Annotated in this window: 13 protein-coding genes and 1 pseudogene; 10 read left to right on the forward strand and 4 right to left on the reverse strand. The window is 67.6% G+C overall.

Translation table 11 applies throughout. The features are described from left to right. A pseudogene (locus ACNPNP_RS07090) lies at window positions 1–185 on the reverse strand (GNAT family N-acetyltransferase); the annotation flags it as partial. A gap of 70 nt (window positions 186–255) precedes the next feature. Here ACNPNP_RS07090 and dapB point away from each other — a divergent pair. Together dapB and ACNPNP_RS07100 are read left to right on the forward strand one after the other, a co-directional pair. Beyond that, the gene (gene dapB / locus ACNPNP_RS07095) at window positions 256–1,002 is read left to right on the forward strand and encodes a 4-hydroxy-tetrahydrodipicolinate reductase (RefSeq protein ID WP_448965354.1); all 747 of its coding nucleotides are present in this window, start codon (window positions 256–258) and stop codon (window positions 1,000–1,002) included. Then, the gene (locus tag ACNPNP_RS07100; protein WP_448966140.1) at window positions 1,002–1,442 is read left to right on the forward strand and encodes a hypothetical protein; all 441 of its coding nucleotides are present in this window, start codon (window positions 1,002–1,004) and stop codon (window positions 1,440–1,442) included. Before dapB ends, ACNPNP_RS07100 begins: the two co-directional genes overlap by 1 nt. A gap of 6 nt (window positions 1,443–1,448) precedes the next feature. Here the strand turns inward: ACNPNP_RS07100 and ACNPNP_RS07105 are convergent, their stop codons facing one another. From ACNPNP_RS07105 to ACNPNP_RS07115, 3 genes are all read right to left on the reverse strand, one after another. Then, entirely contained in the window at window positions 1,449–1,874 is a 426-nt protein-coding gene (locus tag ACNPNP_RS07105) for an OsmC family protein (protein WP_448965355.1), read from the reverse strand. 71 nt (window positions 1,875–1,945) lie between these two features. Beyond that, window positions 1,946–2,443, reverse strand: a complete 498-nt coding sequence (locus tag ACNPNP_RS07110; RefSeq protein ID WP_448965356.1) for a DUF4395 domain-containing protein — start codon at window positions 2,441–2,443, stop codon at window positions 1,946–1,948. Continuing rightward, window positions 2,440–2,880: a TlpA family protein disulfide reductase gene (locus ACNPNP_RS07115; RefSeq protein ID WP_448965357.1), complete on the reverse strand. Its 441-nt coding sequence runs from the start codon at window positions 2,878–2,880 to the stop codon at window positions 2,440–2,442. The genes ACNPNP_RS07110 and ACNPNP_RS07115 overlap by 4 nt, the downstream gene beginning before the upstream one ends. A gap of 114 nt (window positions 2,881–2,994) precedes the next feature. Between ACNPNP_RS07115 and ACNPNP_RS07120 the strand changes: the two genes are divergently transcribed. From ACNPNP_RS07120 to ACNPNP_RS07155, 8 genes are all read left to right on the forward strand, one after another. After that, a complete protein-coding gene (locus tag ACNPNP_RS07120; protein WP_448965358.1) occupies window positions 2,995–3,804 on the forward strand; it encodes a thymidylate synthase in 810 nt (269 codons plus the stop codon). A 5-nt stretch (window positions 3,805–3,809) separates the two neighbouring features. After that, the gene (locus ACNPNP_RS07125) at window positions 3,810–4,298 is read left to right on the forward strand and encodes a dihydrofolate reductase (protein WP_448966141.1); all 489 of its coding nucleotides are present in this window, start codon (window positions 3,810–3,812) and stop codon (window positions 4,296–4,298) included. Beyond that, window positions 4,298–5,059, forward strand: a complete 762-nt coding sequence (locus tag ACNPNP_RS07130) for an SDR family NAD(P)-dependent oxidoreductase (protein WP_448965359.1) — start codon at window positions 4,298–4,300, stop codon at window positions 5,057–5,059. Before ACNPNP_RS07125 ends, ACNPNP_RS07130 begins: the two co-directional genes overlap by 1 nt. Before the next feature lie 80 nt (window positions 5,060–5,139). Next, window positions 5,140–6,117 (forward strand): 4-hydroxy-tetrahydrodipicolinate synthase, encoded by a 978-nt coding sequence (gene dapA / locus ACNPNP_RS07135; RefSeq protein WP_448965360.1) that lies wholly within the window; start codon window positions 5,140–5,142, stop codon window positions 6,115–6,117. A 68-nt stretch (window positions 6,118–6,185) separates the two neighbouring features. Then, complete coding sequence (locus ACNPNP_RS07140; protein ID WP_448965361.1) at window positions 6,186–7,862, forward strand: ribonuclease J; 1,677 nt, start codon at window positions 6,186–6,188, stop codon at window positions 7,860–7,862. Window positions 7,863–7,925: 63 nt separating this feature from the next. Next, entirely contained in the window at window positions 7,926–10,658 is a 2,733-nt protein-coding gene (locus ACNPNP_RS07145) for an FtsK/SpoIIIE family DNA translocase (protein WP_448965362.1), read from the forward strand. Further along, window positions 10,658–11,236 (forward strand): CDP-diacylglycerol--glycerol-3-phosphate 3-phosphatidyltransferase, encoded by a 579-nt coding sequence (pgsA, locus tag ACNPNP_RS07150; RefSeq protein WP_448965363.1) that lies wholly within the window; start codon window positions 10,658–10,660, stop codon window positions 11,234–11,236. Before ACNPNP_RS07145 ends, pgsA begins: the two co-directional genes overlap by 1 nt. Beyond that, window positions 11,233–11,596 (forward strand): CinA family protein (locus tag ACNPNP_RS07155; protein ID WP_448965364.1); only part of this gene is annotated, 364 nt, incomplete at its 3' end. The genes pgsA and ACNPNP_RS07155, both read left to right, overlap by 4 nt.

The raw sequence follows: 11,596 nt of genomic DNA on the forward strand, positions 1-11,596 counted from the left end.
CCCCCGGCCGCGCCCTCCGGGCCGGCGAGCACGAACACGCCTGCCGGGCTCTCGAACGCCGCGGGATCGGGGAACACGGTGGTGTACGCGCCACCGGGGAACTCCTCGGCGCGCAGGGCGAAGTATTCGGTGAGGATCGCGCGGGACTCTGCAGTGCCGGGCGAGGACGGACGCAACTCGAGCATGAGTCAACGCTACTCGCCGCGCCGAGCCGGCCTGGCCCAGGGCGCACCGGCCGCTGAATAGACTGAAGGCATGAGCAAGAAGGTGGCACTCGTCGGCGGAACGGGAAAGCTCGGGACGATCATCGGACGCGTGATCGACGACCTCGAGGGTTTCGATGTCGTCCGGGTCCTCACGTCCTCGAGCGATCTGTCAGAGCTCGACGGCGCAGACCTGGTCGTCGACGCGTCGACCCCGCAGGTGAGCGTCGACGTCGTGCGCGCGGCCGTCGAACGAGGCATCAACGTCCTGGTCGGCACGTCGGGATGGTCGGCGGAGCGCATCGCGCTCATGCGTCCGCTGGTCGAAGCAGCCGAGACCGGGGCCGTGTTCATCCCGAACTTCTCGCTCGGGTCGGTGCTCGGTTCGGCGCTGGCCTCCGCCGCCGCACCCTTCTTCGCATCGGTCGAGATCGTCGAGGCCCACCGCGACACGAAGACCGACTCTCCGAGCGGCACGGCCGTCCGCACTGCAGAGCTCATCGCAGCGGCGCGCGCGGAGCAGGGCCCCGTGAGCGCCCCGCACGCGGACCAGCGTGCGCGCGGGCAGCAGGTCGGCAGCGTGCCGATCCATTCGTTGCGCCGCCCCGGCGTGATCGCTCGACAGGACGTCATCCTCTCCGGCCCAGGAGAATCACTCACCTTCACTCACGACACCGTGGACTCCGCCGAGGCGTATGCGCCGGGCATCCGTCTCGCGGTCCCGTTCGCGCTCGACGCGCGTGGTGTGTTCGTGGGCCTCGAGAACATGATCGACATCGGGATCAGGGCGCGCTCGTGATGACGCGCATCGGCGTCGCTCTCATCGGGGCGGCGCTGATCCTCTATTTCGTGCTCATGGGGCAGAAGGCGGTCCTGCTCATCGCGAGCGGCGAACCCGTCGGGATCGCCATGGGGATCGCCCTCATCGTGCTTCCCCTGATCGGCGTGTGGGCGCTCGCTCGTGAGATCCAGTTCGGCGTTCAGGCGGAGCGCCTGGGCACGAGACTGGATGCCGAGGGCGGGATGCCGCCGGCCGAGACAGCGCTCACCCCCAGCGGCCGCATCGCGAAGGGCGACGCGGAACCGCTGATCCAGCGCTACACGACCGAGGCGGATGCCGCGCAGGACGATTGGCGCGCGCTCTATCGGCTCGGCGTCGTGCAAGACGCAGCCGGACGCCGCAAGGACGCTCGGGCGAGCATCCGTGCGGCCATCCGCCTCGCCAGGGCGAACGGCTGAGCCCGATCAGGCGAGCGTCGCCTCGAGCGTGATCTCGATGCCCGACAGCGCCTGAGACACCGGGCATCCGGTCTTGGCGCCCTCAGCGATCTCCTGGAACTGCTCCTGAGTGAGGCCGGGAACCGTCGCGTTGACGTTCAGGTGGCTGCCGGTGATGCCGACGCCGGGCTTGAACGTCACCGACGCGGTGGTGTTGACGCGCTCCGGCGGGGTGCCGTTCTCGGCGAGGGCATGCGAGAGCGCCATGCTGAAGCACGACGAGTGCGCGGCGGCGATGAGTTCCTCGGGGGTCGTCGTCGTGTCGGAGCCCTCGCTGCGAGCCTTCCAGTTGATCGGGAACGTGCCGAGGTTCGAGGAGGAGAAGGCGACGTTGCCGGAGCCCTCCATCAGAGAACCGTTCCAGGTGGTGGTGGCTTCGCTGGTGACGGGCATGGTTCCTCCAAAGGTCGTGGCGGGGTGTGCGGCCAGCCTACCCACCAGGCGCCTCGCGGGGAACCGGTGGCTCAGGCGCGAGCGGTGCGACCCACGATGCCGGCGCGCTGCAGCAGCAGATAGATCTGGCAGCCGAGGCAGAAGTCGAACACGGCATTGAGGAACGCCGCGATGAAGGCGGCTGCGGCGGCGACGGGCAGCGCCCACGGGACACCGGCCAGATGCAGCACGAGACCGACGGTGACGACGAACAGGCCGACGCCCTGCGCGAAGCGAGGTGGACGCGGATCCTCGGTCTCGGCCGGGGGAGCGAGGCGCGGGCGGACGGCGTGGCGGAACAGCACGCTCCACGGCGTCGTGCGCGGCGATACGACGCCCCACAGGAACAGCAGCGCGATCGCGACCAGGAGCAGGAATCCGGGATCGAGGACACGCTGCGCCAGGGTGGTGTCGGCCTGCGCTGTGGAGATCCCGATCAGACTCAGGACGACGGCGATGAGGAGGAGAACGGTCGTGATCGAGGCGGCGAAGCGGGGTCCTCGTGGGTCGATGCCTTCCGGTGCGCTCATCGCGACTCCTGGGTGTGAGGGGTGAGGACCGCGCCGAGCGCATGGTCGATGGCGGATCTGCTGGGTACTCCGCCCCAGCGGGAGAGCACTGTTCCGGAGGCGTCGACCAGGAAGGTGGTCGGCGTCTGCAGCACGTGATATCGAGTCGCGAGGTCATTGCGGTTCGTCAGATCGATCTCGACGTGCGCGACGTCCGCGTGCTCGTCGGCGATGCTGCCGAGCATTCGGCGCACCTGAGGGCAGCGTGCGCACAGTTCGGTGCTGAACTGCAGCAGAGTCGCCGAGCCTGCGAGGCTCAGGCCGTCGAGATCCTCCGACCGGATCACGAGGTGTCCGCCGGAGCGCCGTCGACCGTCCCGCGCGCGCACGATCAGGCCGCACACGATCGCGACCGCCACGATGGCGGCGGTGACGGCGAGTGCGGCGTCGACGGACATGTTCCGAGAATAGGCCGCGCAGGAGGGGACGGCTCCGGATATGACACAGGATGACGGGCGACGCTCGAGTCGGGATCCGCCTGCGATGTCGGAGACCCGGGTATCGTGGCAGACATGAGCGCAGCCGTCCCCACGCCGTACGAAGACCTGCTCCGCGATGTGCTGGAGTCCGGCACGCACAAGGACGATCGCACCGGCACGGGAACGACGAGCGTGTTCGGCCGTCAGATCCGTTTCGACCTGTCGCAGGGGTTCCCGCTGATCACGACCAAGCGCGTGCACTTCAAGTCGATCGCATACGAACTGCTCTGGTTCCTGCGCGGCGACTCCAACGTGAAGTGGCTGCAGGACAACGGCGTGTCCATCTGGGATGAGTGGGCGGATGCCGAGGGCGACCTCGGCCCGGTCTACGGGGTGCAGTGGCGGTCGGGGCCGACACCCGACGGCGGCCACATCGACCAGCTCGCACAGGTGATCGACCAGATCAGGGCCACTCCCGATTCACGGCGGCTCATCGTCTCCGCCTGGAACCCTGCAGACATCCCCGACATGGCTCTCGCCCCGTGCCATGCGCTGTTCCAGTTCTATGTCGCCGACGGCAAGCTGTCGTGCCAGCTCTACCAGCGCAGCGCCGACATGTTCCTCGGCGTGCCCTTCAACATCGCCAGCTACGCGTTGCTGACCATGATGATCGCGCAGCAGGTCGGGCTGGAGCCGGGCGACTTCGTGTGGACCGGAGGCGACTGCCACGTCTACGACAACCACGTCGAGCAGGTGCGCGAGCAGTTGAACCGTGAGCCCTACCCGTACCCGACGCTCCGATTCGCGCGCACACCGGAATCGATCCTGGATTACGAGTTCTCCGACTTCGTCGTCGAGGACTACCAGCACCACCCGCCGATCCGTGCGGCGGTGGCGGTGTGAACGCATTGCCTCTCGAACTCCCGTGGGTCGGACTGATCTGGGCCGAGGCAGCCGGCGGCGTGATCGGAGCATCGGGGACGATGCCGTGGCACGTGCCGGAAGATCTCGCGCATTTCAAGCAGATCACGCTCACCGCGCCCGTCGTGATGGGTCGCAAGACCTGGGACTCCCTGCCGGAACGGTTCCGTCCTCTGCCCGATCGCGAGAACATCGTCATCACCCGTCAGCTGGGCTGGACATCGGACGGAGCGCGCCGCGCCGCTGATGTGGCCGATGCCGTTCGAGGCCTCGAGAAGGTCTGGATCATCGGCGGTGCCGAGATCTTCGCGCAGGTGATCGGGCAGGCGGATCGGCTCGAAGTCACCGAGCTCGACCTCGAGGTCGACGGCGACGCGTATGCGCCGTCCAAGGACGGATGGCGCCTCGTCGATGAGGGGGAGTGGCAGACCTCGCGCACCGGCATCCGGTTCCGCTTCCTCGGGTACGAACGCTGATGCCCACCGCGCTGATCACCGGCGCCAGCGCCGGACTCGGTGCGGAGTTCGCCCACCAGCTCGCGGCGCGAGGGGCAGACCTCGTGCTGGTCGCGCGCTCCGAGGATGCGCTCGAGACGCTCGCTGCCGGGCTTCGCGAGACGTACGGCGTCCTCGTGGATGTCCTCGTGGCCGATCTCGTCGTGGAAGCCGACGTGCAGCGCGTGGCGGCGCGGATCGCCGAGCCCGGGCATCCGATCGATCTTCTCGTGAACAACGCCGGCTTCGGGCTGCCCCTGCACTTCGCCGAGAACGACATCGACGAAGAAGTGCGCCATCTGCGCATCCACGTCGAGGCGCCGATGAGGCTGATGCACGCTGCTCTCGGCGCGATGCGCGGTCGTGGCGGGCGCATCATCAACGTGGCCTCGGTGGCCGGCTTCATCTCGCGCTCGACCTATTCCGCGTGCAAGCAATGGCTCATCGGCTTCAGCCGGTGGGCGAATGCGGAGTACGCGCGCGACGGCGTCACGGTCACCGCGCTGTGTCCGGGTTTCACGCACACGAGCTTCCACGAGCGCATGGGCCTCGAGCCAGGGCGCGAAGGAGTGCCGGCGATCGGCTGGCTGCGGGCCGAGGACGTCGTGCGAGAGGGACTGCGCGATGCTGCCGCGGGCAGAGCGGTGTCGATACCGTCTCTGCGGTACAAGGCGGTCGTCGCACTCACGCGGATCCTGCCGTCGTCGCTGACGGCCAGAGCGGCCAGACGCGGACGAGTCTGACCCGTCTTGATGGCGTGCCGATGCTGCCCACTGACCTGTCCGGCGCGATGGAGCGGGACGCGAACCGATACGCTGGAACCATGACGCACTCGGGTAACCCATTCGGACAGGTTCTCGTCGCGCTCGTCACTCCCATGACGGCCGACGGCGAAGTCGACTGGCCCGCCGTCGAGAAGCACATGGATGACGTCATCACCGCGGGTGCGGACGGCATCGTCGTGACGGGAACGACCGGCGAGACCTCCACCCTCACCGACCCCGAGAAGCTCAAGCTCGTCGAGGTCGGAAAGTCCGTGTCCGCCGGACGCGCCAAGATCATCACGGGCGGCGGTTCGAACGAGACCGCACACGCGATCGAGCTCTACAAGGCCAGCGAGAAGGCCGGCGCCGACGGCATCATGATCGTCACGCCCTACTACAACAAGCCCACGCAGGCGGGCATCCTCACGCACTTCCGCCTCGTCGCGGATGCCACCGATCTGCCGGTCATCCTCTACGACATCCCCGGCCGCACCGGCGTGCCGATCAAGTACGAGACGATCCTGCGCCTCGCGAAGCATCCCAACATCCTCGCCGTCAAAGACGCCAAGGGCGACTTCAGCGAGGTCAGCCGTGTGCTGAACCAGACCGATCTGATGTATTTCTCCGGCGACGACGCGAACGCGCTGCCGCACCTCGCCATCGGCGCCACCGGCCTGATCGGCGTCACGGCCAACATCACGGCCACGCCGTACCGCACGATCGTGGATGCGGTGAACCGGGGCGATCTCGCGGCCGCGACCGCTGAGCACAAGCGCCTCGAACCGCTCGTGCGCGCCACGATGACCCACGTCCCCGGCACCGTGTCGGCGAAGTACATCCTGCACGGCCTCGGCCGTATCTCCAGCCCCCGCGTCCGCCTGCCCCTCGTCGGGCCGGAGGAGTGGGAAGCCGCTCTCATCGAAGACGAGCTCGCGCTCGTCACCGATGTCCCCGGCGCCGATTTCTCGAACTTCCGCCCCGACCGCAACGCGGCCGCCGGCGGTGCGCTGCCGAAGGTGCATGGCACGACGCGCTGAGACGACGGGCGCGCCGCGCGCCCATAAGCATGAACGGGCACGACGAGTGTCCGACTGAGGAGACACCAATGTCCATTCCCATCTCCGCCCCCGCACCGCTCGCCGAAGGCGCTCTCCGCGTCATCCCGCTGGGCGGTCTCGGCGAGATCGGTCGCAACATGACGACCTTCGAGTACGACGGCAAGATCCTGATCGTCGACTGCGGCGTCCTGTTCCCCGAAGAGCACCAGCCGGGCGTAGACCTGATCCTGCCCGACTTCGAACCCATCAAGGATCGGCTCGACGACATCGTGGGCGTCGTGCTCACGCACGGTCATGAGGACCACATCGGAGCGGTGCCCTACCTTCTGCGGTTGAAGGGCGACATCCCGCTCATCGGTTCGGGCCTCACGCTCGCGCTGGTCGAGGCGAAGCTCAAGGAGCATCGCATCCGCCCGTACACCCTGACCGTGAAAGAGGGTCAGGAGGAGAAGGTCGGACCCTTCGACCTCGAGTTCGTCGCGGTGAACCACTCGATTCCCGACGCCCTGGCCGTCGCCATCCGCACGCCCGCCGGGATGGCGCTGGCGACCGGCGACTTCAAGATGGACCAGCTGCCGCTCGACGGGCGCATCACCGATCTGCGTGCGTTCTCGCGCCTGGGCGAGGAGGGCGTGGACCTGTTCCTCGTCGACTCCACGAACGCCGACGTCCCCGGGTTCACCCCGACGGAGCGCTCGATCGGCCCCGTGCTCGACCAGGTGATCGCGAAGGCGCCCCGCCGGGTCATCGTCGCGAGCTTCTCCAGCCACGTGCACCGGGTCCAGCAGGTGCTCGATGCGGCGCACGCCAACGGACGCCGCGTCGCTCTGCTGGGGCGCAGCATGGTGCGCAACATGACGATCGCGGCCGACCTCGGTTATCTCAAGGTGCCCGAGAACGTGCTGATCGATTACAAGAAGGCCCGTGACCTGCCAGACGAGAAGATCGTCTACATGTCCACGGGTTCGCAGGGTGAGCCGATGGCGGTGCTCAGCCGGATGGCCAACCTCGACCACGCGATCGAGGTGGGAGAGGGCGACACCGTCATCCTCGCCTCCAGCCTGATTCCCGGCAACGAGAACGCCGTCTACCGTGTGATCGACGGACTCACGAAACTCGGCGCCAACGTCGTGCACAAGGCCAATGCGAAGGTGCACGTGTCCGGTCACGCCGCCGCGGGTGAGCTGATCTACTGCTACAACATCCTCCGGCCGAAGAACGTGCTGCCCGTCCACGGCGAGTACCGGCATCTGATGGCCAATGCGAAGCTCGCGCAGGACACCGGCATCCCCGAGGCGAACACGATCCTCGCCTCCAACGGCACGATCATCGACCTCAAGGACGGCCAGACGCACATCGCCGGCCAGCTCGACATCGGCTTCGTGTACGTCGACGGATCCACCGTGGGCGAGATCACGGACGCCGACCTCAAGGATCGCCGGATCCTCGGCGAAGAGGGATTCGTCTCGATCATCGTGGTGGTGGATGCCGCGACCGGGCGCATCATCACTGGCCCGGAGATCCACGCCAGAGGCATCGCCGAGGACGACTCCGTGTTCGACGACGTGGTGCCGAAGATCGTGGCGGCGCTCAAGGAGGCGTCGGGCAACGGCGTCCGTGACACGCACGCCCTCTCGCAGGTGGTGCGACGCACGATCGGACGCTGGGTGAACCAGAAGCTCCGTCGTCGTCCGATGATCGTTCCGCTCGTCATCGAGGCATAGCCCATTCGGCGGGAAAGCCGCGTCATTACGCGGCTTGTCGGCGCCTCGCCGTAGGCTTTCACCATGGCCAGGAGCACCACCAAGACCTCGCGCGCGTCTGAGAAGGCCCCCGCGCGCTCGAAGGCGCAGACGGCCCCCACCAAGAAGCTGCCGGCGACTCCGAAGAAGTACATCGACGAGATCGACAAGCCCCCGGTCGCCGTGCGCGCGTGGCTCGGCCTGGCTCACGGTGTCGGGGGTCTCTTCCGCGCCTTCGGCCCGGAGACCCTCGAGAAGGATCAGCGACGCGACGGGTTCCCGCTGCTGCTGGTGCTGCTGGCGTGCCTCGGCGCAGTCACCGAGTGGTTCTTCATCGGCAACGAGATCGCTCAGAACATCAGCGCCTACTCGGTCGGGCTGATGATCGGTCGCACGGCGTTCCTGATGCCCGTGCTGCTGCTCATCCTCGCGGGATGGCTGTTCCGGCATCCGTCGTCCGTGCACGACAACGGAAGGATCGGGATCGGCTTCGGCCTGTTCGTCCTCTCCATCGCGGGCATCTGCCACCTTGCAGGCGGGCAGCCGGAGCCCAAGGCCGGCATGCCGGCGCTCAGCGCTGCCGGTGGTCTCTTCGGCTGGATGCTGGGCGAGCCCCTCTCGTACCTCACCGACATCGTCGCCTACATCCTGCTGGGCGTGCTGGCGGCGCTCAGCATCCTCATCATCACCAAGACCCCGCCGAATCGCATCGGTGCACGCCTCGGCGACCTGTACGCCTGGATGTTCGGTGCCGAAAGGGCCGAGAAGTCCGACGCAGACGAGAAGCCGACCGCGGACAAGGCGGAGGGCTCCTTCGACGAGGACGACGACCCGAATGTCCTCCCGTGGTGGCGGCGCAACAAGACCGGCCGGGAAGAGGACCCCGACGAGGGGATCGGTTCGCAGGACCTCACCGAATTGCTGTCACCGAGCGACGGACCGGTGGACAACACCGCCTACGATCAGGCGGTCATCGTCGCGGATCCGACGGATGCGGCGACCGAGATCCTGACCGACGTGCAGAGCGTCATGGACACGCTCGGCAGCCAGGGCGGCACCGCGCTTCTGGACGACTCGGGCGACACGGGGGAGCAGCCGGAGCTGCCGGGCCTCTCCGGTTTCGGAACCGACGGGCCGGGGGAGCGCGGACTCCAGGCGCCGAGCGCACCGTACTCGCTGCCGTCGCCCGGCGTACTCAGCGCCGGCCCGCCGTCGGTCGCCCGCTCGGAGGCGAACGACAAGATCGTCGAGCAGATCACGAGCGTGCTGTCGCAGTTCAAGATCGACGCCAAGGTGACCGGATTCTCACGAGGTCCGACGGTCACGCAGTACGAGGTCGAGGTCGGCCACGGCGTCAAGGTCGAGAAGATCACGCAGCTGAGCAACAACATCGCGTACGCCGTGGCGTCGAACGATGTGCGCATCCTCTCGCCGATCCCCGGCAAGAGCGCGATCGGCATCGAGATCCCGAACACCGACCGCGAGACGGTCGCCCTCGGTGACGTCATCCGTTCCGCGGCAGCGCACAAGAGCACCCACCCGCTGACGGTGGGCGTCGGAAAAGACGTCGGAGGCAACTTCGTCGTCGCGAACCTCGCGAAGATGCCTCACCTCCTGGTCGCGGGTTCCACCGGCTCCGGTAAGTCCAGCTTCGTCAACTCGATGATCACGAGCCTGCTGATGCGGGCGCGTCCCTCCGACGTGCGCATGGTGCTGATCGACCCGAAGCGGGTCGAGCTCACCAGCTACGCCGGCGTGCCGCATCTGATCACGCCCATCATCACCAACCCGAAGAAGGCCGCGGAGGCCCTCCAATGGGTGGTGAAGGAGATGGACATGCGGTACGACGACCTGGCATCGTTCGGGTTCCGCCACATCGATGACTTCAACAAGGCCGTGCGCGCGGGCGAGGTCGAGGTGCCGGTCGGCAGCGAGCGCGTGCTCAAGCCGTACCCGTACCTGCTGGTCGTCGTCGACGAGCTCGCCGACCTCATGATGGTCGCCCCGCGCGACGTCGAGGATTCGATCGTGCGCATCACCCAGCTCGCCCGTGCCTCCGGCATCCACCTGGTGCTCGCGACGCAGCGCCCGAGCGTCGACGTCGTGACAGGCCTTATCAAGGCCAACGTGCCCTCGCGCCTCGCGTTCGCCGTTACCAGCGTCACCGACAGCCGGGTCATCCTCGACAGTCCTGGTGCCGACAAGCTGATCGGGCAGGGAGACGCGCTCTTCTCGCCGATGGGGTCGTCCAAGCCTTTCCGATTGCAGGGTGCGTGGGTCGAGGAGAGCGAGATCGACGCCGTCGTGAAGCACGTCACGGCACAGGCGAGGCCCGAATACCGCGCCGATGTGCAGGAAGCGCTCGAGCCGACGAAGAAGAAGGAGGTCGACGAGGACATCGGCGACGACCTCGAGGTGCTGCTCGCGGCGGCCGAGCTCGTCGTCTCGTCGCAGTTCGGATCGACCTCGATGCTGCAGCGCAAGCGGCGCGTCGGCTTCGCCAAGGCCGGACGGCTCATGGACCTTCTCGAATCGCGTGAGATCGTCGGACCGTCGGAGGGATCGAAGGCTCGCGACGTGCTGGTGACCGCTGAGCAGTTGCCTGCGGTGATGGCGAAACTCCGAGGTGAGGATCCGCCCGGAGCCGCATCCTCGACGCCTGCTCCACCCGTACCGCAACCGGCTCACGATCCGATCGAAGACCAGTTCCGCGGCTTGCCTGTGGTCGATGAGGATGAGGGCGACGAAGACGCCTGGGGTCTGACGGGGCGCGACTGATGGCGATTCCTCGGCAGCTGCCGAACGCCATCACGATCGCGCGGATCCCGCTCGCCGTCATCTTCTTCGTCCTGCTGCTGCTCGGCGGCACGTACGGACTGGATGACCTCGTGATCCGCTGGGTCGCCGGCGCGCTGTTCGTCATGGCGATCTCCACCGACTGGGTGGACGGATATCTGGCGCGCAAGTACGACATCGTCAGCGACTTCGGCAAGCTCTGGGACCCGATCGCGGACAAGCTGCTCACCGGCGCAGGTTTCGTGGGGCTCGCGATCCTCGCGGAGTGGCCGTGGTGGATCGTCATCCTCATCCTCATCCGCGAGTGGGGCATCACCATCCACCGGTTCATGGTCGCCAGCAGCCATATCGTGGCCGCAGCGTGGTTGGGCAAGATCAAGACGGCGGTGCAGGGCGTGACGCTCGGCTGGTGGTTGCTGCCCCTTCACCAACTGATCGGCATGGACTGGTGGATCGGCATCGGAAACGTCCTGATGTACGTGACGCTGGCCCTCACCGTCGTCAGCGGGATCGACTACGCCGTGTCACAGGTGCGCGGATCGCGCACAGGACGAGCGTGAGCAGCGCCGCTGACCTCGTCGCCGCGCTGCGAGCGCGCGGGTGGTCGCTGGGAGTCGCGGAATCCCTGACCGGTGGTGCGCTTGCGGCAGAGATCGTCTCGGTTCCTGGTGCATCGACGGTGCTGTCCGGTGGCGTCGTGGCGTACGCGACACCGGTGAAGGAGTCGTTGCTGGGGGTGGATGCCGCTCTTCTGGCCGAGCACGGTCCTGTGCACGCGTCGGTCGCGGAGCAGATGGCGGCGGGAGTGCGCGCCGCAGTCGCGATCGCGGGCAGGCCCGCAGACGTCGGGCTCTCCACGACGGGGATCGCAGGGCCCGATTCGCCGGACGGGCAGCCGGTGGGGACAGTGCACGTCGGCG

This window comes from Microbacterium xerophyticum (assembly GCF_053543555.1).

Coding starts and splice junctions, on each gene's coding strand:
- ACNPNP_RS07130 (WP_448965359.1), top strand. CDS start 4,298: ATGCCCACCGCGCTGATCACCGGCGCCAGCGCCGGACTCGGTGCGGAG.
- dapA (WP_448965360.1), top strand. CDS start 5,140: ATGACGCACTCGGGTAACCCATTCGGACAGGTTCTCGTCGCGCTCGTC.
- ACNPNP_RS07115 (WP_448965357.1), bottom strand. CDS start 2,880: ATGTCCGTCGACGCCGCACTCGCCGTCACCGCCGCCATCGTGGCGGTC.
- ACNPNP_RS07140 (WP_448965361.1), top strand. CDS start 6,186: ATGTCCATTCCCATCTCCGCCCCCGCACCGCTCGCCGAAGGCGCTCTC.
- dapB (WP_448965354.1), top strand. CDS start 256: ATGAGCAAGAAGGTGGCACTCGTCGGCGGAACGGGAAAGCTCGGGACG.
- ACNPNP_RS07120 (WP_448965358.1), top strand. CDS start 2,995: ATGAGCGCAGCCGTCCCCACGCCGTACGAAGACCTGCTCCGCGATGTG.
- ACNPNP_RS07105 (WP_448965355.1), bottom strand. CDS start 1,874: ATGCCCGTCACCAGCGAAGCCACCACCACCTGGAACGGTTCTCTGATG.
- ACNPNP_RS07100 (WP_448966140.1), top strand. CDS start 1,002: ATGACGCGCATCGGCGTCGCTCTCATCGGGGCGGCGCTGATCCTCTAT.
- ACNPNP_RS07145 (WP_448965362.1), top strand. CDS start 7,926: ATGGCCAGGAGCACCACCAAGACCTCGCGCGCGTCTGAGAAGGCCCCC.
- ACNPNP_RS07110 (WP_448965356.1), bottom strand. CDS start 2,443: ATGAGCGCACCGGAAGGCATCGACCCACGAGGACCCCGCTTCGCCGCC.
- pgsA (WP_448965363.1), top strand. CDS start 10,658: ATGGCGATTCCTCGGCAGCTGCCGAACGCCATCACGATCGCGCGGATC.